The 20,800-nt window shown below is 56.4% G+C and carries 19 protein-coding genes and 1 pseudogene; 11 read left to right on the top strand and 9 right to left on the bottom strand.

The features are described 5' to 3' along the window. Positions 1-59: 59 nt before the first annotated feature. Positions 60-953, bottom strand: a complete 894-nt coding sequence (locus NHG65_RS06655; RefSeq protein WP_099065187.1) for a LysR family transcriptional regulator — start codon at positions 951-953, stop codon at positions 60-62. Positions 954-1,080: 127 nt separating this feature from the next. On the opposite strand from NHG65_RS06655, the gene NHG65_RS06650 reads away from it, so the two are divergent. Then, positions 1,081-1,518: a PACE efflux transporter gene (locus tag NHG65_RS06650; RefSeq protein ID WP_085115695.1), complete on the top strand. Its 438-nt coding sequence runs from the start codon at positions 1,081-1,083 to the stop codon at positions 1,516-1,518. A gap of 482 nt (positions 1,519-2,000) precedes the next feature. Then, a complete protein-coding gene (ansP, locus tag NHG65_RS06645) occupies positions 2,001-3,464 on the top strand; it encodes an L-asparagine permease (RefSeq protein ID WP_099065243.1) in 1,464 nt (487 codons plus the stop codon). Positions 3,465-3,703: 239 nt separating this feature from the next. Here the strand turns inward: ansP and NHG65_RS06640 are convergent. Then, a pseudogene (locus NHG65_RS06640) lies at positions 3,704-4,482 on the bottom strand (HalD/BesD family halogenase). Positions 4,483-4,594: 112 nt separating this feature from the next. Here NHG65_RS06640 and NHG65_RS06635 point away from each other — a divergent pair. Beyond that, positions 4,595-5,509 (top strand): LysR substrate-binding domain-containing protein, encoded by a 915-nt coding sequence (locus NHG65_RS06635; RefSeq protein WP_499183068.1) that lies wholly within the window; start codon positions 4,595-4,597, stop codon positions 5,507-5,509. A gap of 3 nt (positions 5,510-5,512) precedes the next feature. Here the strand turns inward: NHG65_RS06635 and NHG65_RS06630 are convergent, their stop codons facing one another. Beyond that, positions 5,513-6,367 (bottom strand): ATP-grasp fold amidoligase family protein, encoded by an 855-nt coding sequence (locus NHG65_RS06630; protein ID WP_207975990.1) that lies wholly within the window; start codon positions 6,365-6,367, stop codon positions 5,513-5,515. Between the two features lie 154 nt (positions 6,368-6,521). Between NHG65_RS06630 and NHG65_RS06625 the strand changes: the two genes are divergently transcribed. After that, positions 6,522-7,814 (top strand): oligosaccharide flippase family protein, encoded by a 1,293-nt coding sequence (locus NHG65_RS06625; RefSeq protein ID WP_499183067.1) that lies wholly within the window; start codon positions 6,522-6,524, stop codon positions 7,812-7,814. A gap of 9 nt (positions 7,815-7,823) precedes the next feature. On the opposite strand, the gene NHG65_RS06620 is transcribed toward NHG65_RS06625, so the two are convergent. Beyond that, a complete protein-coding gene (locus NHG65_RS06620) occupies positions 7,824-8,693 on the bottom strand; it encodes a DMT family transporter (RefSeq protein WP_232519146.1) in 870 nt (289 codons plus the stop codon). A gap of 81 nt (positions 8,694-8,774) precedes the next feature. Here NHG65_RS06620 and NHG65_RS06615 point away from each other — a divergent pair, with 81 nt between their 5' ends. From NHG65_RS06615 to NHG65_RS06605, 3 genes are all read left to right on the top strand, one after another. Beyond that, positions 8,775-9,713, top strand: a complete 939-nt coding sequence (locus tag NHG65_RS06615) for a LysR substrate-binding domain-containing protein (RefSeq protein WP_499183066.1) — start codon at positions 8,775-8,777, stop codon at positions 9,711-9,713. A gap of 75 nt (positions 9,714-9,788) precedes the next feature. Beyond that, positions 9,789-10,550, top strand: coding sequence for an arylamine N-acetyltransferase family protein (locus NHG65_RS06610; RefSeq protein WP_099065181.1), 762 nt, complete (start codon positions 9,789-9,791; stop codon positions 10,548-10,550). A 58-nt stretch (positions 10,551-10,608) separates the two neighbouring features. After that, positions 10,609-11,292, top strand: a complete 684-nt coding sequence (locus NHG65_RS06605; protein ID WP_207975997.1) for a type 1 glutamine amidotransferase domain-containing protein — start codon at positions 10,609-10,611, stop codon at positions 11,290-11,292. Positions 11,293-11,325: 33 nt separating this feature from the next. Here NHG65_RS06605 and dusC read toward each other — a convergent pair whose 3' ends face one another. From dusC to NHG65_RS06585, 4 genes are all read right to left on the bottom strand, one after another. Further along, on the bottom strand, positions 11,326-12,255 hold the full coding sequence (gene dusC, locus NHG65_RS06600; protein ID WP_499183065.1) for a tRNA dihydrouridine(16) synthase DusC: 930 nt from the start codon (positions 12,253-12,255) through the stop codon (positions 11,326-11,328). Positions 12,256-12,336: 81 nt separating this feature from the next. Further along, positions 12,337-13,296, bottom strand: coding sequence for a D-2-hydroxyacid dehydrogenase family protein (locus tag NHG65_RS06595; protein WP_261427180.1), 960 nt, complete (start codon positions 13,294-13,296; stop codon positions 12,337-12,339). A 25-nt stretch (positions 13,297-13,321) separates the two neighbouring features. Then, the gene (locus tag NHG65_RS06590) at positions 13,322-13,771 is read right to left on the bottom strand and encodes a universal stress protein (protein ID WP_099065177.1); all 450 of its coding nucleotides are present in this window, start codon (positions 13,769-13,771) and stop codon (positions 13,322-13,324) included. A 12-nt stretch (positions 13,772-13,783) separates the two neighbouring features. Then, a complete protein-coding gene (locus NHG65_RS06585; RefSeq protein WP_413502392.1) occupies positions 13,784-14,563 on the bottom strand; it encodes an IclR family transcriptional regulator in 780 nt (259 codons plus the stop codon). A gap of 159 nt (positions 14,564-14,722) precedes the next feature. Here NHG65_RS06585 and NHG65_RS06580 point away from each other — a divergent pair, with 159 nt between their 5' ends. Both NHG65_RS06580 and NHG65_RS06575 read left to right on the top strand, forming a co-directional pair. Continuing rightward, the gene (locus NHG65_RS06580; protein ID WP_099065175.1) at positions 14,723-16,330 is read left to right on the top strand and encodes an MFS transporter; all 1,608 of its coding nucleotides are present in this window, start codon (positions 14,723-14,725) and stop codon (positions 16,328-16,330) included. A gap of 2 nt (positions 16,331-16,332) precedes the next feature. Beyond that, a complete protein-coding gene (locus NHG65_RS06575; RefSeq protein WP_207976007.1) occupies positions 16,333-17,361 on the top strand; it encodes an HlyD family secretion protein in 1,029 nt (342 codons plus the stop codon). Positions 17,362-17,422: 61 nt separating this feature from the next. Here the strand turns inward: NHG65_RS06575 and rhlE are convergent, their stop codons facing one another. Continuing rightward, entirely contained in the window at positions 17,423-18,799 is a 1,377-nt protein-coding gene (gene rhlE / locus NHG65_RS06570) for an ATP-dependent RNA helicase RhlE (protein WP_099065173.1), read from the bottom strand. Positions 18,800-19,101: 302 nt separating this feature from the next. On the opposite strand from rhlE, the gene NHG65_RS06565 reads away from it, so the two are divergent. Both NHG65_RS06565 and hlyD read left to right on the top strand, forming a co-directional pair. Next, the gene (locus NHG65_RS06565; RefSeq protein ID WP_499183064.1) at positions 19,102-19,791 is read left to right on the top strand and encodes a transcriptional regulator; all 690 of its coding nucleotides are present in this window, start codon (positions 19,102-19,104) and stop codon (positions 19,789-19,791) included. Between the two features lie 18 nt (positions 19,792-19,809). After that, on the top strand, positions 19,810-20,796 hold the full coding sequence (hlyD, locus tag NHG65_RS06560) for a secretion protein HlyD (RefSeq protein ID WP_499183063.1): 987 nt from the start codon (positions 19,810-19,812) through the stop codon (positions 20,794-20,796). Positions 20,797-20,800: the final 4 nt, after the last annotated feature.

Genomic DNA, 20,800 nt, shown 5'->3' with positions numbered 1-20,800 from the left:
AAAATCCCATTGCTCAAAGTAGCGCAGCGATGAAAATAAAAGCAATGCAGCCGCGGGGATTATTCCACTTGCGGCATATCTTGCATCAGCGCCACCAGCTCACGGGCGGCCTTCTCCAGTGGCCGGTTTTTCAGCCAGATCAGGTGGATCGGCAGGCGCAGTTCATTTTTGGTATTTTTGAATTTCAGCCGAACCAACCGTTGCTGGGCCAGTAACGGTGCGGTCAACGACAGCGGGAAATTGCCCCAGCCCAGACCGGCTTCCACCATGCTCAGCGCCATCGGCAAACTGTCGGTACGCCAGTAAGATTCCGCCACTCGCGGCCGCAGATCGGCAATCGGCAGATCGCGGCTGGCCACCATAATTTGCCGCACGTTAACCAGGTCTTCGAGAAACAGCTCGTTCGCCGTGCCGCTCAGCGCCGGGTGCCGTGGCGAGAGCGTGGCAACCAGCGATTCCGCGCCGACAAAGTGAAACTGCTCCTGGCTGTTGATATTGAGCCCACCGAACGCCAGAGCAACGCCTATCCTGCCCTGATGCAACATGTGCAACACGTCATCCTGCGGGGCAGTCAATACTTCGATGTTCAGCAACGGATGGCGGTCTGCCAGGGTTTTGACTGCGGCCAGCAGGCCACGGCTGTTGATGTCCGAGGCGATACCGATCGACAAAGTGCTTTCCAGCCCCTGGGACAACTCGATGGCGTGGTTTTGCAACTGTTTAAGCTGATCGGCAATCAGCCGCGCATGCGGCGCCAGTGCCAATGCCAGCGGGGTAGGTACCGGTTCGCGGTGCGAACGATCGAAAAGCAGAGAGCCCAGTTCTGCCTCCATGTTGGCAATCCCCATGCTGACGGCCGAAGGTACACGCCGCAGTGAGCGGGCCGCAGCGGAAAACGAACCGCGATCCAGTACCGCCAAAAACAGCTCTATATTATCGCTGGAAAAGTTCATTGCATTACCTGTCAGTAAAACTGACAGCTCCTGACTTTTTCTATCAATATGATTGACGATATCTTACTCGTCAGACGGCAAAAGGTCATCCGACCCTAAAGCCAAAAAATCAGTCAGGAGATGAGTAATGCAAGGCGTTAAACGCAAACTGGTGTATGTCACCGCCTATGAAATTATCGGCATGGCGATCTCCGCACTCGGATTGGCGCTGCTTTCCGGCAGTGCACCCAGCAGCACCGGGCCGCTGGCGGTGATCATCACCACCATCGCCGTAAGCTGGAATTTCATCTATAACTCGCTGTTTGAGCTGTGGGAAAGCCGTCAGGCCTCGCGCACCCGGACGCTCAAGCGTCGCATTATCCATGCGGTGGGCTTCCAACTGACGCTGGTGGTGTACCTGATCCCACTGATCGCCTGGTGGATGGGGATTACGCTGTGGCAGGCGCTGCTGCTGGATATGGCGCTGATCGTAATTATCCCGTGCTACACCTTCGTGTTTAACTGGGCATTCGACAAAATATTCGGCCTGCCAAGTTCTGCCCTGCCGGTTGGTGAGTCCGCTTAAAGATCGACCAAGAATAACCCTCGCCTGTGGACAATATCGCCGCAGGCAGGGTGAAGCTTATTATCCCCCTTTATTCTCGTCGCGAATAAATAAACCAAATTCCATGTAGTTTGCGCGGTAATTATTATTCTGTGATTTTAATCACTTTTTATTCCTCGTTATTTCCGTCTTGATAAATTCAATCATCTTGTTGAATAATATATTCTTTTATATATTTAACAAAAAATAAACACAATTGGTCACGATTTATACGCAGGATTTTTTGCCACCTTTACAGAGAAAAGGTAGCATGCTCCGCCGTTATTTCACTGCGGCTGCTCAGATAATATACGCCATGAATTTCATCGCTAAAGATCGCAAGGCGACGGGTATTAAAGCGCAGAATGATGCCATGACCTCATTCTCACTACGATTGGCAATAGCAATCGTTTGCTCTGGCAGCAGAGCAGGGTAACTCCATAGACAGGTAAACAGGACGGATGATGCAATCACAAAAAAAAACGGCGCATGACCAACATGCAGCCAGAAGACGATGGTTAGACTCCCATGAATCCGGTTATCACAAAAGCATGGGCAACCGGCAGATACAGATGATCGCCATCGGCGGTTCAATAGGTACCGGCCTGTTCCTCGGTACCGGCGGTCGGCTGGAAATGGCAGGGCCAGCGCTGGCGCTGGTCTATTTGGTGTGCGGGATTTTCTCGTTCTTTATTCTGCGCGCGCTGGGCGAGTTGGTGCTGCACCGCCCCACCAGTGGCAGCTTTGTCTCTTACGCCCGTGAGTTCCTCGGCGAAAAAGCCTCTTACGTCGCTGGCTGGATGTACTTCCTCAACTGGGCGATGACCGGCATCGTCGACATCACGGCGGTAGCGCTGTATATGCACTATTGGGGGACCTTCGCCGACGTGCCGCAGTGGCTATTCGCACTCTGCGCCCTCGGGGTGGTCGCCACCATGAACATGATCGGCGTGAAGTGGTTCGCCGAAATGGAGTTCTGGTTCGCACTGATCAAAGTCGTCGCCATTGCGCTGTTCCTGGTGGTCGGCGTGGTGTTTCTCGGCACCGGCACCCCGGTGGCAGGCAACACTACCGGCCTGCATCTGATTACCGAAAACGGCGGCATGTTCCCGCATGGCCTGCTGCCTGCGCTGGTGTTGGTACAAGGGGTTATCTTCGCCTTCGCCGGGATTGAGCTGATCGGTACCGCCGCCGGTGAGTGCAAAGACCCGGCCAAAATGATGCCGAAGGCTATCAACAGCGTTATCTGGCGCATCGGTCTGTTCTACGTTGGATCGGTAGTCCTGTTGGTGCTGCTGCTGCCGTGGAACGCCTACCAGGCAGGTCAAAGCCCGTTCGTGACCTTCTTCAGCAAGCTGGGCGTGCCTTATATCGGCACCATTATGAATATCGTGGTGCTGACCGCGGCGCTCTCCAGCCTGAATTCAGGCCTGTACTCCACCGGCCGCATCCTGCGTTCGCTGTCGATGGGCGGCTCTGCACCTAAATTCATGGCTAACATGAGCAGCCAACAGGTGCCCTACGCCGGTATCCTGGTGACCTGCGGCATTTATGTGATCGGCGTTTTGCTGAATTATCTGGTGCCTTCGCGGGTGTTTGAGATCGTGCTGAACATCGCCTCGCTGGGTATTATCGCCTCGTGGGCGTTTATCATCGTCTGCCAGATGCGCCTGCGCAAAGCCGTGCGTGAAGGCCGCGCAAAACCGGTCTCCTTCAAAATGCCCGGCGCGCCAGTGACCTCCTGGCTGACGCTGGCGTTCCTGCTGGCGGTGGTGGTCATGATGGCGTTCGACTACCCGAACGGCACCTGGACTATCGCCACCATTCCGGTGCTGGCAGTGTTGCTGACGCTGGGCTGGTTCGGCCTGCGCAAGCGCGCACAGGAAGTCAAACGGGAACAACAGGCGCACGAAGAAGCCCACCACTAAGTTTTTAGACTGCCGACAAAGCCCGTTATTAGGGAGAGCGTGCCGAAGGGGTCGTAGCAGCTTCAGCTGCCGACCAATTTGCCGGGAGCAAATTGGAACGACTTCAAGTCGGCCCGTAGGGTGGGGCACATGGATGTGCCCCATAATGGCTCCTCGGTGCGCTAGGCCCGGGTATCTCGGGTTCAAAGACAACGTTTTCATCAAATTCACTGCCCCGACCGGGGCAGTTTTTTTATCTCTCACAGCCGGCCGTAAAAGGTCATTCTGGCGCTTTCCGACAGCGCAATATCCGGTTGCGCGTTGTAAGCCAGCACCACCAGCATGCGGGTAATGTCACCGTCGGTCGGCGTAACCCGATGCATGGCGTTACGGCCACGGAACAGCACCAAATCCCCCTCTTCCATCGCCAACGGCTTAACCGCACGTTCACCGTCCAACACCTGCGACACGCCGGCGTAGTTCATCTCGCCCCTATCGGCATCTCGCAGGTTTTCCACATATTCAAAACGCCCGCCAGCCTGCGGTTTCTGGATCAACAGCGTGATGGCAAACGATGAGTTGTCAAAATGCCAACCCAGCTCCTGCCCGCGATGGGCGTAGTGCAGGTTGATCGAAGACAAGCTATCGGCGTAGGGATACAGGCGCTGTTCCGCCAGCACGGCGCAGAGGAAATCACGAAATGGTTGCGCGTCGTACAACGTACGCAGCGGTGACTGCTCTGGGATCTCCTCGTCGGTAATACAGCCCTTGGACGACACCACCAGCCGGTTGCGTGCATGATCGGGCGGCAATGTTTCGTCCTGCGGCTTCAGGTAGACGTTATGCTTGCTGGCCGCATAAAACGCCGCATGGCTATGCTCGGCCCCTCCAGACGAATGGTCGCCAGGGCCGCCGCGGTCAGAAAACCCGGCAGCACCAGCGCCCCCGCCGTATCCAGCGTGGCTTTACAACGAGCCTGAAAGGCGACGTCATCAATCGGGTTTGCGGATAAATCAACGATATGGGCAAGTGGCTGCATCAGAGGCTCCTGTTGGCATCGCGGCCGGATAACCCACTGTAGCGAATGTCAGATTGCCGTAATAACAAAAATACGTTAAGGATAAGTTAACCAATTCTTAGCGATAGCCACCATGAGCCCTCCTTCCCGCAGCCGCCTGCCCAAACTGAGCGCCATTCTGGCGTTTGAAACCGCTGCCCGTACCGGCAGCCTGGCCCGTGCGGCAGACAGCCTGGCGCTGACGGCCGCCGCCGTCAGCCAGCAGATCCGCCAGCTTGAACAACACCTGGGTATTGTGCTGTTTATCCGCGCCAAAAGCGGCGTGACGCTAACCGAACAGGGAACGGACTACCTGGCCTACGTGCAGCAGGCATTTGAAACACTGCGGGTGGCGCAGCAACATGTCGATCGCCAACGTGGCAAAGAAGAACTGACGTTATTTGCCCTGCCGGCGCTGGCGTCAAAATGGCTGAATCCGGCCATCGGCGGCTGGCTGGCCCAGCATCCGCAGGTGGATCTTCGACTGCACGCCACCCATGCCGAAGTAGATTTCGCCAGCTCGGCGGCGGACTTTGCACTGTGTTTTGGCGATCAGGACTATCCACTGCTGGAAAAAGTTCGGCTGTTTCAGGATTGCGTGCAGCCGGTTTGCAGCCCGCAGTTGCAGACCAGCGGCGACTGGACTCACCAGCCACTGATCCACGTGGATTGGGGGAAAGAAAGCCAGTTCCTGCCGGGCTGGCATGAATGGTTCAGCGCCGCCGGGTTACCACCGCCGCAGCGGCGTGGCCTGACCTATAACCTGACCTCACTGGCAATTGATGCCGCAGTTGAAGGCCACGGCATTTTGCTCGGCCAACGGCGACTGATCCAGCGCGAACTGGCCAAGGGCACACTGGTGCCTCTGGCAGAGCCTGTGCTACCGCTCAGCAAGCCTTACTACGTGGTGTATCCGCAACGCACGCTGGACAAACCCAAAGCGGTTGAGTTTTTGGCATGGCTGCAGAGCATCACCCCGACGGATAACAAGCAGCAAGTATTACCGTAGCGATTACCCGGCCTTGGACATCATCTCGCCCAGCAGCAGGTTGGTCGCGCGCGGCAGATAAACCTCGTTGCCGGCACCGGGGGTCAGGGTCAGCTCCCCAATGTAGATTTGCTCGCGGGTGAGATAGAAATCGACGCGGCAATAGTCCAGATCCGCCGAGACGGCTTTCGCCACTTGTACCATTTCATCCCAGAATGCCGGTTTTTCATTCAGCGTATTGAGTTGCGGGATATCCGCTTGAGTAAAGAAGCAGTGGTGTGCGTGCTCCTCCAAAAACTCCAGTGAAGTCGGTTCAGGCCCGCCTCGCAGCAATTCGACAAACAAATAAGACTGTTTTCCGTTAAACACATGCACCTTATAGTCAATCAATTCACCTTCCGATTCTATATCTAACAACTCCTCGACAATAATTTGCTGCGGGATATTCGCGTAGTGTTTTTCACGAAATCTTTTCCAATAGGTTATTTCAGACCATCCACTAAGAATCTTCGCAATATCTCTATAGCTGACCTGATCTTTATCTTTGACTATTTTCACCTGTTGAGAGGCATTATTAGTTTTGATAACAAACGATTGGGGTAACGAAAGGTAATCCTGCTCGGTGAAATTATCGGTAACCATAATGATGGGGGTTAGGTACTTTTCTGATACCCGCTGGGAAATATACTCCCTGACCGCAACCTTATCTGCTAACCTACTGAAATTACTGCGTGGATAGCGCATTCGTTGATAGATTTTCTCTGAGAATTTCTTCGGGCTTTTGAAGTTGACCAAAGAGCCATGGGCAAGATAATGGCTGACTTGATAATAAATAAAATCGGGCGCGGCCCGATAGAGTCGTTTTGCGAATTTTCTCATTCTTCTCTTTCTTCCATGAACATAGCATAGGGATAAATGCTTCTGACATTCCGGTTATAGCATCTTAATTATAAAACCCTGTGGGCCTATCCTTACAGAGGGCAAGGAGATAATCGGACAAATCCTATTATAAGATGCAACAGGGAAAGTACCAGTGAAATTAAAATTCATAGATATCAATATCGTGAAAAATGCGTTCTGGATGATATCCGAAAAAATGGTGTCTATCCTGGGGGTGATTTTCATCACCGCCTATATGGCGAAATATATTGGCCCGGAAAGCTTTGGCAAAATTACCTTTGCCACCGCGATTTTCGCCATTACCCAGACGCTGGCGCTGCTGGGCTCCGATACCGTGCTGTTCAAGCGGATTAGCCGCAACCCAAGCTCCGGAACCGCATTGATGTTTTCCACCAACCGGCTGCGACAGGGCTGCTTTGTGCTGTTCTCAGCGGCAATATTGATTTACACCGGACTACGCGAAGATTTCATTACCTTCTACTTTTGCGCCGCCACCTTTGTCGCCAGCTTCTTCTCGCTCAGAGACGTGTTTACCATTTATCATGATGCCCGGCTGGAGTCGCGCTTCAATACGCTGGCCAACGTGGCCGGGCTGGGCAGTGCGCTGCTGGTGCGTTATCTGATCGTCTATTTTGATCTGCACCTGTATTACCTGGCGATCCCGATCGTGATGGTTTATTTGATCCCCTACCTGATCCGCCATCACATCTATCACCGCCGCAATCCGCGCTTTATTGCACCAAGGCGAGTTCGGCGCAAATACGTGCGCTATCTGCTTGCCAGCGGCCTGCCATTGGCGGTGTCCAATGTCTCCATCGCCATTTATACCCGGCTGGCTCAGTTATTTTTGATGTGGTTTGTCTCCGCCGAAGCGCTGGGGATTTACTCCGTCGCCATCACCCTGGCGACCGCCTGGATGTTTGTCACTGATGCCGTCATTACCTCGTTTTTCGCCAAAATATTTGCTTATCAGCGCGATGACGCCGTACGCACCGCCGCCAAACTGAATGGGTTGGTGTTGGCGATCTCCGCCGCGATCGTGGCAAGTATTCTTTTACTCGGCAAACCGGTGATCGTATTGCTGTACGGGGAGCAATATTTAGCGGCTTACCCGGCGATGGGAGTGTTGGCGGTAGCCACCCTGCTTTCCGCCCTGGGCACCCTGGCCTACAAATACATTGTGATTTTCTCCGGCTACGGTTTTCTGTCGAAGAAGATGTTTCTGGTGTTTATCATTAATATCCCACTGTCCTATTTCCTGATCCGCCAATACGGCATGATGGGTGCCGCCTACAGCACGCTACTGACCGAACTGTTGTCGTTGACCGTCCTCAATTACTTCTTCCGCCGTGGCACGGTGTTGCAGATGCACCTGCGCTCGCTGAACCCTTTGACCTATATCAGACGTGCAACCCAGGGCGGTTAGCCGTGCTGGCTACCCCGTTAATGCTGCTTTGAGATGTAGCACCAAGGCCCCCGCCAGTACCGTCAACACCCCCAGCCACTGTATGGCGGAAAGCCGCTCGCGCAACAGCAGAGCCGCTAATAGCGCGGCGATGCCACCGGACAGGGTACTGAGCACCGTCACAATGGCCAGCGACCCACTGCCGACCCCCACAGCAAATGCGCTAAAGCCCCCCAAATTGAGCAAGCTGGCGACCAGCAGCAGGCCACCCTGCCGCCAGTTCGGCCGCGCCACCAAAGCTCGCCGGTCAGCATTCAACACCAGCAGGGCCGTCAGCCCTACGGCATAACCGAGCCACAGACTGACACTCGGCCCCAGCACGGGCAGCGTGTATTGCCCTTGCAGCCAGAAGCCAATGCCGTAACAGAGCGCCGCCAGCAGCGCGAAGGCTATCGCCGGTAAAGAAGATGGGGATCTGCCGGGCTGGCGGCCCAGACTCACGGCGGTCAGCATCACCCCCATCAGGCACAGAGCCAGTCCAATCAACGTCAGCGCGCCAAGCCGTTCACCACTGATCCACGACAGCAGCGTGGTGACCGCACCATAGCTGGTGACCAAAGGCGCCACCATCGCCGCCTTGCCGATAGCAAAAGCCTGCGACAGCGCCAGTGACCCGCCCACCGTCAGGCCAGCGGCCAACAATGCCAGTCCCAAAACGTTGGCGGAGGCCTCAAAGACAGGCCCACTGGTTGCCAGCAGTAGCAGGGTAAAAATCGCAAACCCGATCGCTTGCGAAAAAAATACCGCCCTGCGCACCCCCACCGCTCGGGCGTTAATGCCGACCAAAAAATCCGTGCCGCCCCAGCACAGCGCGGCGGCCAGTCCCATCAGTATGTCCACTCAATCCTCCCGTGCGTTCTTTGCCTCAAAAGTAAGCAAAAAATCACTTGTGGAACATCGATAGATTGGCAATATGGTTGAATGAAACTCAAGCTGAACGCTCAACCTCGCTTGCCCTCCCTGAAAGCCTTGCATACTTTCGAGGTGGCGGCGCGCTGCGCCAGTTTTACCGAGGCAGCGGAAGAGTTGAACGTCACGCTGGGGGCGGTCAGCCGCCAGATACGTCACCTGGAGAATGAACTGGGCGTTGAGCTGTTTCATCGCAAGGGTAACGCGGTAGAGCTCAACGATACCGGCAAACGGCTGGCTATCGACGTAACCCGCGCACTGACGCTACTGCAAAAAGCCAGCGATCGCGTCCGACCGGAACAACAGCAAACGCTGAGGCTGACCTGCACGCTGGGGATCGCCAGCCATTGGCTGGCAGCACGCCTGCCGGCATTACGCCGTGCAGATCCTGATGTTTCGCTGGTGCTGGACGCCAACGAAAGCCTACGCGATCTGGCCAATGGCGAAGCCGACATCGCCATCCGTTACAGTCCAACAGCCACCCCGCCGCCGCACTCCCGCGAGTTACTCAGCGATGCCTTCGCGCCGCTGGCCAGCCCAGCCTTTCTCAACGCGCATCCTGAGCTCGTCACCCCCGCTGATTTGGCGTTATCACAGTTGATTCATTCTCCGTGGAAAGATGGGCAGAAAATGGGCGTTGCCGGTTGGCAAGACTGGTTCGCGGCCTTTGGTGAAGGTGTTACGGCACCACGGGGTATCCTCACCTTTAACAGCGTCGGGCATGCATTGCAGGAAGCCATAGAAGGCCAGGGCATTGTGCTCGGCAGCCTGGCCGTGGCGCAGGATGCTCTGACCAGCGGCAAGCTGGTACGGCTGTTTGACGAGGGCCGACAACTGCCCGCGACCCACCAATATCGCCTGTGCTGGGCGGACAGCGCCTTCGTTAGCGCCACCACCCGCCGCTGGGTGAATCTGTTGCTGCAGGCGGCAGGCAAGCCTTCTGCGTTCTGACATAGCACTTATTGCCCTCACAACTTTGCCAAACCCAACTATTTTATGTTCAATTTTTCTGCTGTGAGACAAAACGTGGACAGACAACGCTACCTGCAACACATTGGATTCGCAGGCATCCCCAAACCCGACCTCCTGACGCTGCAACAGTTACACCGTGGCCATATGCTGAAGGTTCCCTTTGAGAACCTGAGCATTATTTATCACCAGGGTATCCATCTGGAGGAGGAAGCGCTGTTCAGTAAAATTGTCGAACATAACCGCGGCGGCTTTTGCTATGAGTTGAACCGGTTGTTTGCCCTGCTGTTGAAGGACATCGGCTTTGACGTGCATTTTATTTCCGGCGAGATCCGCGCCCGCGATGGCAGTTTCGGGCCGCCGTTCGACCATATGGCGCTGATGGTGGCGCTGGATCAACCCTATCTGGTGGACGTCGGGTTTGGTGATTCATTTCTGACACCGCTAAAGGTCAGCACAGCCGAGCAACAGCCACAAAGCACCGGCACCTTCCACCTGGAACAGGAAGGCGATATTTACTATCTGGAGCGCCGCAACGGCGATCAGCGTTCGCACGCCAAAACGCTCTATCGCTTCAGCCTGCAAAAACGCCAGTTGGCCGAATTTTCCGACATGTGCCACTACCACAGCACCTCACCGCTGTCGCATTTCACCCAGAAGCTGGTGTGTTCCCACGCCACGGAAAATGGCCGGGTAACCCTCAGCGAGAACAAGTTGATTATCACCGAGGATCATCACCGCCGGGAGTCAACGCTGCATTCGGAACAGGAACGCCGCGAAGCGCTGATGCACTACTTCCAGATCGATCTGGACAACTGAACCTGTCAGATTGGCTATACTTTAGCCCGATGGAAGCAGTCAATCGAGAGGAAGCAAGATGAAAAAGAAGATCCTGGTCGTACTCACCAGCATTGCCAAATACCCCAGTATCGATCGCGCCACCGGCCTGTGGCTGGGTGAAGCGGTGCACTTTGTGAAGAAAGTTGAAGCTGCCGGCTATCAGGTTGACTATGTCAGCCCGTCAGGCGGTTATACCCCGATCGATCCCCACAGCCTGGCCATGGCCGACGCCACCGACTGGGAGTGGTATCAGAACAAATCCTTTATGAACCGGCTGGGCGCCACACTGAAACCTTCACAGGTGAATGCCGCCGATTATGGCGTGATTTACTATGCCGGCGGCCACGGCGTGATCTGGGACTTCCTGGATAATCAGGCATTACAAACCCTCAGCCAGGCCATTTATGAAAGCGGCGGCGTGGTCTCCTCCGTGTGTCACGGGGCTATTGGGTTGCTGAATATCAAGCTGGCCAACGGCGACTACCTGATTAACGGCAAAAAGGTCACGGGTTTCAGTAATGAAGAGGAACAGCTGGCCGAATTGGATAAGTTAGTGCCCTATCTGACCGAAACCGAGCTAAAAAAACGCGGTGCCCTTTACCAAAAAGCGGCCGAACCCTGGGCCGCATTCGCATTGAGCGATCAACGGGTGGCCACCGGACAAAACCCGGCATCGGGTGCTGCGGTGGCAGATGAAGTGCTTAAGCTGCTGGCAGGTTAGCTCAACGGGGAGCATGGCTCCCCGGTTTGCGCCTTAACGACAAATCACCCGGGCAATATCTTTCGAATTGTTCAGCGCGCGAATTTCACTGAACAGCTCGGTCGCTTCATCATATTCTTTGCGCAAATAACCCAGCCACTGTTTGATCCGCGCCACATGGTACAGGCCGGTATCACCCTGTTTCTCCAGATGGACGTATTTTTGCAGCAACTGCACCACCTGTGGCCATGGCATGCGGGGTTCGTTGTACTTCACTACCCGGCTCAGATTCGGTACGTTAAGTGCGCCACGCCCCAGCATCACCGCATCGCAGCCGGTTGTCTGCAAGCAGTCTTGCGCGCTCTGGTAGTCCCAGATTTCACCGTTGGCGATCACCGGAATGGTCAGCCGCTGACGGATTTCACCAATCGCCGCCCAGTTAATACGCTCCGCCTTGTAACCGTCCTCTTTGGTACGGCCGTGTACCGCCAATTCTGTAGCACCGGCTTGTTGCACCGCATCGGCAATTTCAAAACTGCGGCTGTCGCTATCCCAGCCCAGCCGTATTTTTACCGTCACCGGCAAATGGGCAGGCACCGCTGCACGCATGGCTTTGGCGCCCTGGTAAATCAGCTCCGGATCTTTCAGCAACGTCGCCCCACCGCCGCTGCCATTGACCAGCTTGGACGGGCAGCCACAGTTGAGATCGACACCGTAGGATCCCAGTTCAACCGCACGGGCGGCGTTTTCCGCCAGCCACTGTGGGTACTGGCCCAGCAGTTGAATGCGCACCAGGGTGCCAGACGGCGTACAGCTGGCGTGATGCAGTTCGGGACACAGGCGATAGAAAGATTTGGCAGGCAGCAGTTGGTCAACCACGCGCAGGAATTCGGTGATGCACAGATCGTAGTCGTTCACTTCGGTGAGCAGTTCGCGCACCAAAGAATCGAGAACGCCCTCCATCGGAGCCAATAATACGCGCATGATTACCCCTGCTGAAAAAGACGCGCAATGATACGGGGGAATACCCGCAGCAGACAAGCGTCTCGGGGGAATAAAACCGCGCTACCCCAATTGGCGCAGGGGCTCACCGGCGATAAAAGCCTCGATGTTTTCGATCGCTTCGCGGAAATAGACCTGATAGTTGCTGTCAGCCACATAACCCAGATGCGGCGTGGCCAGCAGGTTGGGCAGGCGGCGGAAGATATCGTCGGCTGGCAGCGGCTCAATATCAAACACGTCCAGCCCGGCACCGGCAATCTGCCCCTGCTGCAAAGCGTCAATCAAGGCGCTGCGATCGACAATGGCCGCACGCGAGGTATTGATCAGATAAGCGGTTTTCTTCATCGCCTGCAGCTCTGGCTGCCCGACCAACCCACGGCTGCGCTCACTCAACACCAGATGAACGGAAACAAAGTCGCTCTGCTCAAACAGCGCCTGTTTTGACTCAGCTCGTGTCACACCCACCTCACCGGCCCTCTCCGCCGTCAGGTTCTGGCTCCAGGCCAACACTCGCATACCAAACGCCTGCGCCACCACTGCCATTTGACTGCCAATTTTGCCCAACCCCAGCAGGCCCAGCGTTTTCCCCTGCAGAGTCACGCCCAGCGTCTGTTGCCAGGGCCCGTTGTGTCGCAGGCCGTGATTCTCCGGTACCAGATGCTTGGCTAACCCGAGCAACAGCGCCCAGCTCAGTTCCATCGGCGCGGCAGAGCCACTGGCGGTACCGCTGACAATAATTCCATGTTTGGCAGCTGCAGCCAGATCAATAGAAGCATTACGCATGCCTGAGGTGATCAACAGTTTCAATTTGGGCAAGCGGGCCAGCAGCGTCGCGGTCATCGGCGTACGTTCACGCATGGCGACCACAATGTCACAGTCTTGCAAATGTACCGCCAACTCCGCTTCATCGCTAAAATGTTGGCTAAAAGAGAACACTTCAACCCGATCGGCTATCACCGACCAGTCCGCCATGGCTAGCGCGACCTGCTGATAATCATCAAGAATGGCACATTTTAGCTTCATTTCCGGCTCCGGGGATCAAGGGCAGTCAGTCGGCACGCACGTCAACCAGCACCGGGCAATCCGCATTTTCAATCACCAGGGCGCTGTGCGATCCATTCAACAAACGTCTAAAGGGAGAAAGGTGACGGCGCCCCATAATGATCATCGTCGCGTTCAGTGTTTTGGCCTGGGCGACGATAGTTTCTGCCGGCTCACCGGCCACCACTCGGCCACGCGCATTGACGCCAGCGTCCTGCAGCTTGACCAGCGCCTGTCGCACCACGGTGGCGGCGGCATTCTGTTCATCCTGCGCATAGCCAAAATCTGCCGGATCTTCACCCGCTTCAATTTCATACGGACCCGCCATGGAATAACTGAGGTCCACACAGCACAGCACTACGACCGCGGCCTGCTGCGCCAACGCCTGATCAGCAGCCAGTGAAATGACTTTGCGCGCATTGGCGGAGTTATCAATTGCGACCAACAGTGTTTTCATTGCCTTCTCCGGTTAATCTCGCGACGCCACCTTGCCAATCTCATCGATCAGCGCGTCTTTACATTTAAGGATCTCTTCGCGGAAGCGAGCTTCATTCTTGGCCAAACGGGTGCTGGGCACTAACAGACTGATGGAGAAGCGCCCCAGAATGGTGTCGATAGCCACCGCCATGGTAGAGACGCCTTCCAACGTTTCTTCCCGATCGTAGGCCAGACCGGTACGACGTATTTCAGTGAGGTGTTCCAGTAAAGCAGGAAAATTTCGCACCGTCAGATCGGTTACCGCCCTATAAGCCTCACCCAATAAATCACGGGCCGCATCATCGCTGTTCAACGCCAGCAACGCTCGTCCGCCGGAGGTGCTGTACAGCGGCAGGTTCATACCAATACGCGGCACCACTCGCAGCTCACGGTCTGCCACAATGTAATGCACTACCGCCAGTTGCAAACCGCTGGCGCGTCCCAGCGAAACCGTCTCACCGGTGGCATCACATAAAGCCTGCAACCAGGGCGTCGCAATGGCCACCATTTCGGTATGCACGCTGGCAATCAGCCGCAGCAAAGACGGCCCCAGGCGCACACCACCGACTCCGCCCCGCACCAATTGCACAGAGTCCAGCGCGTTGACAATACGTTGCACGGTGGAACGCGGCAGATCGACCGCCAGCGCTATTTCTCCCAGGCTCATGCCATTCGGCTTTGCACCCAGAGCTTCGAGGATTTTCGCCGCGCGGGTGATGACCTGAATACCGCCGGCCCTTTCATCATCACAACATGTTGAGGATTCAGACATAGGGGTTCTTTTCCTTACTTTTGGCCACACTGTAACATTTTTTTCTGCCAGACGGCATGCTGTACCACATTGCAATACAGCGCATCACAATGTAGCATGCGTCACAATGTATCGCCATGCAATACAGTGCATCGCAAGTTTCGTTTCTGGAGTCATACTATGAATGCTCAGCCTGCGCCTCCTGCCGCCGCGCCGCATCCTTTCACTCTGCGTCTGGCTGTGGGGTTGGTGGGGGTGCTGATTGCCGCCCTGACCTCTGGACTCAATGATCGCATCAGCGATCTGGCACTGGCGGATATCCGCGCGGCTATCGGTATCAGTTTCGACCAGGGGAGCTGGATCACCTCGGCCTATCAGGCGGCGGAAGTGTCGGCCATGATGGTTGCCCCCTGGTTTGCCGTAACATTTTCGCTACGCCGTTTCGCCCTGGTGATGATCGGCGGTTTTGCCGCCGTCGGGGTACTCCAGCCGTTAACCGCTGATCCCACGCTGTTTATTGCGCTGCGGGTGGTGCAAGGCCTGTTTGGCGGCGCATTGCCGCCGCTGCTGATGACGGTGGCGCTGCGTTTTCTGCCCCCCACCATCAAACTTTACGGGCTGGCCGCCTATGCGCTGACCGCCACCTTTGGCCCCAATGTCGCGGCACCGCTGGCGGCTCTGTGGACCGACAGTCTGGGTTGGCAGTTTGTCTTTTGGCAGGCGATCCCGCTGTGTCTGATCGCTTCTTTACTGATCGGCTGGGGGCTGCCGCAGGATCCCTTGCGCCTGGAACGTTTCCGCCAGATCGATCTGTTTGGCATGCTCACCGGGTGCAGCGGCATTGCGCTGTTGATCCTTTCGCTGACACAGGGAGAACGGCTCGACTGGTTCAATTCGCCGCTGATTAGTCTGATGTTGCCGGTGTCTATCGCGCTGCTGGTGACGTTTTTGATCAACGAATGGTTCCATCCGCTGCCGCTGCTAAAACTGCAATTACTGCAGCGCATCAATCTTTCTTATAGCCTGCTGACGCTGGCTGGCGTGCTGTTGCTGGCGCTGTCAGGTTCAATGCTGCCGTCGTTCTACTTTTCACAGGTAGAGGGTTTTCGCACCGTACAATTTGCACCGCTGGCGTTGGCCGTCGGCTTGCCGCAGTTGGTGATCGCCCCTTTAATCGCCACCCTGTTGAATCTGCGCTGGATAGACGCCCGCTGGGTACTGACCCTCGGGGCCGCGCTAATCGCCGGCTCCTGCCTGCTGGGAATGCAACTGACCGACGACTGGGCACGACAAAATTTCTGGTTGATGCAAGGCATGCAGGCGTTTGGCCAACCGATGATGATTTTGCCGGTTTTACTGATGTCCACCAGCGTAATAATGGCACCGGAAGGTCCCTTCGCCTCGGCCATGTTTAACACCGTGCGCGGTTTTTCTGCCGTAGCGGCAGGCAGCCTGGTCGAGAATTTTATTAGCCATCGGGAAAAATTTCACTCGCAGGTGCTGGTTGACCGGCTGGGCAATCGCCCGTGGCTGATGACGGCAGAGAGCTCAGAACACGCCAGCGGGGCTATGCCGCTGTTACCGGACGGCTCGGTCAGTTCAGCGGAAAATCTCGGGCATTTTTCGACGCTGGTAAAACATCAGGCGGTGATCCTCAGCATCAGTGATGCCTATCTGCTGATTATTGGCTGCGCGCTGCTGTTGGTTCTGCTGACCGCCTGGTTGCCGAAACGAGTCTACCCGCCGCAAACGCTTTTACCTCTAGTTCCAAAAACATCAGGATCATAACCATGAGCTTCACACCTGCAAAACGAACCTTAACCCTGGCGTTGCTGCTGTTAATCCTGCTGGCTATCGCTTTCTTTGTCCGTTCCTCTCTCAATCGCCATCATTTTCGTACCGATGACGCGGTAGTCAGTGCCGATTACACGCTGGTGGCCCCCAAGATTTCCGGCTATATCCGCAGCGTCAACGTCAGTGATAATCAGCAGGTGAAAGCCGGTGAAGTGCTGGCGACCCTCGACGATCGGGATTATCGCGTGGCGCTGGAAACGGCACAGGCCAACCTGCAGATCAGCCAGGCCAAGCTGGCCAGCATTCAGGCGCAGCTGGATCAACAGCAGGCCAATATTGCCCAGCAGGAAGCCGGCGTCAGTGCCAGTCAGGCCACGTTGAACTATGCCGGGCAAAATGCCGACCGCTATCGCCGACTGCTAAAAACCGGCACCGCCACCGCCGATGAACAGCAAAAATCCGCTTCCGTAATGCAGACCGCCGCCGCACAGCTAAAGCAAAATCAGGCGGCAGTGGTTTCTGCGCGCAAGGAAGTTGGCGTGTTGCAGGCCAGTCGTAAACAGGCCGAAGCGAATATTGCCGCCTCACAGGCCAGCGTTGATCAGGCACGTCTGAACCTTTCCTATACCCAGATTATCGCGCCCATTGCCGGTACTGTCGGTCAGCGTGCGGTGCGTCAGGGGGCCTGGGTCTCTGCCGGTACGCGCCTGCTGGCGGTGGTGCCGCTACAGCAAAGCTATGTGATCGCCAATTTCCTGGAAACCCAACTGGCCAACGTGTCTGCCGGCCAGCCGGTCTCGATCAGCGTGGATGCCCTGCCCGGCGTGACGCTACGCGGCCACGTTGACAGTATCGCCCCGGCTACCGGCTCGACCTTTGCCGCCATCAGCGCCGATAACGCCACCGGCAACTACACCAAAGTGGTGCAACGTCTGCCGGTGAAAATTCTGCTGGAGCCAAATCAGCCGGAGCTGGCGCGACTGCGCGTCGGCATGTCGGTGGTGCCGGAACTTGAGATGCGCTGATTTTTGCCAATAAAAAAGGCCACCTTGAAGGTGGCCTTTTAGCAGCGGACAACAGAGCAATTTACTCAGCCGGGCGGCTGCGCGGACGGCGCGAAGGTGCACCTGAACGCGGCTTGGCATCACCCTGCGGACGAGCACTGCCGCCACCGCGGTTTTCACGCTGACCGCCATTGCCGCCACCGTTGCCACTGCGCTGGCCGCCACCGTTACCGGAACGCTGACCACCGCCGTTACCACGTGGCGCACCGCGACCACCACCAGCCTGACGGCCGTTGATGATTGGCTCTGCCTTGATGCTTGGATCCGGCTCATAGCCTGGCAGGGCAATACGCGGGATTTCACGCTTCAGCAGGCGTTCGATATCACGCAGCAGTTTGTGTTCATCCACACACACCAGCGAGATCGCCTCACCGGTACGCTCAGCACGACCGGTACGGCCGATGCGGTGCACGTAGTCTTCCGGCACGTTAGGCAACTCGTAGTTCACCACGTGTGGCAACTGGTCGATGTCCAGACCACGTGCCGCTATGTCGGTAGCTACCAATACGCGAATTTTGCCGTCTTTAAAATCGGCCAATGCACGGGTACGAGCGCCCTGACTTTTGTTGCCGTGGATCGCTGCGGCAGTGATGCCGTCTTTGTTCAGCTGTTCAGCCAGGTGGTTAGCGCCGTGCTTGGTGCGGTTAAACACCAATACTTGCTTCCAGTCACCTTCGCCGATCATCTGGGACAGCAGTTCCCGCTTACGCTTCTTATCAACGAAGTGCACGCTTTGCTCGATCTGCTCAGACGCGGTGTTACGGCGCGCCACTTCAACCGATGCCGGGTTGTGCAACAGTTTGTTGGCCAGCCCTTTGATATCGTCGGAGAAGGTAGCAGAGAACAGCAGGTTCTGACGCTTGGCAGGCAGCTTGGCCAGCACGCGGCGGATATCATGGATAAAGCCCATATCCAGCATGCGGTCAGCTTCGTCCAGCACCAGAATTTCAATTTTGGACAGGTCAACCGCGCGCTGGTGTTCCAGATCCAGCAGACGACCCGGTGTTGCCACCAGTATGTCGACGCCGCCGCGCAGCTTCATCATCTGCGGGTTGATGCTCACGCCACCAAATACCACCAGCGAACGCAGGCGCAGGTATTTGCTGTAGGATTCGACGTTTTCGCCGATCTGCGCAGCCAGTTCACGGGTCGGCGTCAGGATCAACGCACGTACCGGACGGCGACCTTTGACCGCATGATCATGCTTACTCAGCAGCTGTAGCAGCGGCAGGGTAAAGCCAGCGGTTTTACCGGTACCGGTCTGGGCGCTGGCCATCAGGTCACGACCTTCCAATACGACAGGAATAGCCTGGCGCTGAATTGGTGTAGGTTCGCGATAGCCCTGTTCTTCAACAGCGCGCAGAATTTCAGCACTTAAGCCGAGGGTTTCAAATGACATAAAGAGAAAAACTCCAGATCCCCCCTAACCTAACAGTGTTCGGTGCAGTTTCCTGGGAGGATTATCAGACGGGACATTAAGCATGACCACGAGGGATTGGCACAAACTGCAGTGCACCAAGCGGGCGATTGTAGCAGAACTCGAACAAGAAAAGGCAAATTAAGTGACTCAGAGCACAATATGCCGAGAATTCAGCCTAATCTGAAAAAATGTCCTTAAATAAATCGCGGTTACTGATTGCATTTCGTGCAATCTGGCATAAAGTTAATCATATGATTGATTAACTTTTGCAGGCGCCATCAATGCCAAATAATCAGACTGCCAGCCGGGCACGGGGTGAGCAGGCACGCCAGCAGTTGATCGCCGCCGCCATCGAGATGTTTGGTGAATACGGCATTCAGGGCGCCACCACCCGCGATATCGCCCAGCGCGCCGGACACAACATCGCCGCCATCACCTATTACTTCAATTCCAAAGAAGGCCTTTATCTGGCCGTTGCACAGTGGATTGCCGATTTTATCCAGCAGGCTTTTCGCCCGCTGGCCGAAGAAATTGACCACTTCTGGCAACTGCCGGAAGCCGAACGTCCGCCGGAGCGCTACCTCGAACACCTGAAACGCGGCCTGCTGGCGTTCAGCGACCTGATGACTCAGCCACAGACGCTAAACCTGAGCAAAATCATGTCGCGCGAGCAGCTCTCCCCCACCGACGCTTATCCGCTGATCCACCAGCAGGTGGTAGCACCGCTGCATAACAAGCTTTGCCGCCTGCTGGCGGCCTACACCGGCATCGACCCGCAATCGACCAAAATCGTGCTGCATACTCACGCGCTGATCGGCGAAGTGCTGTCGTTCCGCGTGGCGCGCGAAACCGTCCGCCGACAGGCTGGCTGGCAGCAGATCGGCACAGCCGAAGCGGAACAAATCAGCGAGGTGCTGGCTGAACACATCGAACTTCTGGTTAATGGGCTGCGCCAACGCTATGGCGCGTAAATTCAGGCAGGGAGAATTATGAATAAGAAACGCAGTGCCTTCATTGTGGTGGTTATTGTGCTGATCGCCGCGGCCGCGTACGGAGTTTGGTATTACCAGCAGCATCAGGACCAACCGCTGACGCTGTACGGTAACGTGGATATTCGTACGGTGAATTTAGGCTTCCGCGTCGATGGGCGCCTGGCGTCGCTGACGGTGGATGAAGGCGATACCCTTCAGCCGGGGCAATTGCTCGGCAAACTGGACGATGCGCCCTACATCAACGCGCTACAGCAAGCGCAGGCTAACGTCGGCAGTGCCAAAGCCAAACTGGCGTTGCTGATGGCCGGTTACCGCGCCGAAGAGATTGCCCAGGTACGTTCGGAAATGGCGCAGCGCCTGTCCGCCTTCAGCTATGCCGATAGCTTCCTGAAACGTCAGCAGGGACTGTGGGCGAAAAATGCCACCTCCGCCGACGCACTGGAAGATGCCCGCACCTCACGCAATCAGGCGCAGGCCAACCTGCAGGCGTCGAAAGACAAACTGTCACAGTACCTGAGCGGTAACCGTCCGCAGGAGATTGAAGAGGCCAAAGCCAATCTGGCACAAAGCGAGGCCGCGCTGTCGCAGGCACAGCTTAACCTGCATGACACCAGCCTGATTTCCCCGTCGGCCGGCACAGTGCTGACCCGCGCGGTCGAGCCGGGCACCATGCTCGGCGCCGGTGGCACGGTATTTACCCTGTCGCTAACCCGCCCGGTGTGGGTGCGCGCCTATGTCAATGAAACCAGCCTGGGCAAAGCAACGCCGGGCACCGAACTGGAAATTTATACCGACGGTCGGCCAGACAAGCCCTATCACGGCAAAATCGGTTTTGTGTCGCCCACCGCTGAGTTCACCCCGAAAAGCGTCGAAACCCCGGACCTGCGTACCGATCTGGTGTACCGGCTGCGGGTGATCGTCACCGACGCCGATGACGCACTGCGCCAGGGGATGCCGGTCACCGTTCGCTTTGCCCAACCTTGAGGGG

This window comes from Serratia myotis, assembly GCF_027474885.1.
Lineage (GTDB): Bacteria > Pseudomonadota > Gammaproteobacteria > Enterobacterales > Enterobacteriaceae > Serratia > Serratia proteamaculans.
This window is presented reverse-complemented; position numbering and strand designations above follow the sequence as displayed.

Bases quoted from the DNA above. Each gene is read 5' to 3' on its own strand.
- NHG65_RS06655 (WP_099065187.1), bottom strand. From the start codon at position 953: ATGAACTTTTCCAGCGATAATATAGAGCTGTTTTTGGCGGTACTGGAT.
- NHG65_RS06650 (WP_085115695.1), top strand. From the start codon at position 1,081: ATGCAAGGCGTTAAACGCAAACTGGTGTATGTCACCGCCTATGAAATT.
- ansP (WP_099065243.1), top strand. From the start codon at position 2,001: ATGCAATCACAAAAAAAAACGGCGCATGACCAACATGCAGCCAGAAGA.
- NHG65_RS06635 (WP_499183068.1), top strand. From the start codon at position 4,595: ATGAGCCCTCCTTCCCGCAGCCGCCTGCCCAAACTGAGCGCCATTCTG.
- NHG65_RS06630 (WP_207975990.1), bottom strand. From the start codon at position 6,367: ATGAGAAAATTCGCAAAACGACTCTATCGGGCCGCGCCCGATTTTATT.
- NHG65_RS06615 (WP_499183066.1), top strand. From the start codon at position 8,775: ATGAAACTCAAGCTGAACGCTCAACCTCGCTTGCCCTCCCTGAAAGCC.
- NHG65_RS06605 (WP_207975997.1), top strand. From the start codon at position 10,609: ATGAAAAAGAAGATCCTGGTCGTACTCACCAGCATTGCCAAATACCCC.
- dusC (WP_499183065.1), bottom strand. From the start codon at position 12,255: ATGCGCGTATTATTGGCTCCGATGGAGGGCGTTCTCGATTCTTTGGTG.
- NHG65_RS06595 (WP_261427180.1), bottom strand. From the start codon at position 13,296: ATGAAGCTAAAATGTGCCATTCTTGATGATTATCAGCAGGTCGCGCTA.
- NHG65_RS06590 (WP_099065177.1), bottom strand. From the start codon at position 13,771: ATGAAAACACTGTTGGTCGCAATTGATAACTCCGCCAATGCGCGCAAA.
- NHG65_RS06585 (WP_413502392.1), bottom strand. From the start codon at position 14,563: ATGTCTGAATCCTCAACATGTTGTGATGATGAAAGGGCCGGCGGTATT.
- NHG65_RS06580 (WP_099065175.1), top strand. From the start codon at position 14,723: ATGAATGCTCAGCCTGCGCCTCCTGCCGCCGCGCCGCATCCTTTCACT.
- NHG65_RS06575 (WP_207976007.1), top strand. From the start codon at position 16,333: ATGAGCTTCACACCTGCAAAACGAACCTTAACCCTGGCGTTGCTGCTG.
- rhlE (WP_099065173.1), bottom strand. From the start codon at position 18,799: ATGTCATTTGAAACCCTCGGCTTAAGTGCTGAAATTCTGCGCGCTGTT.
- NHG65_RS06565 (WP_499183064.1), top strand. From the start codon at position 19,102: ATGCCAAATAATCAGACTGCCAGCCGGGCACGGGGTGAGCAGGCACGC.
- hlyD (WP_499183063.1), top strand. From the start codon at position 19,810: ATGAATAAGAAACGCAGTGCCTTCATTGTGGTGGTTATTGTGCTGATC.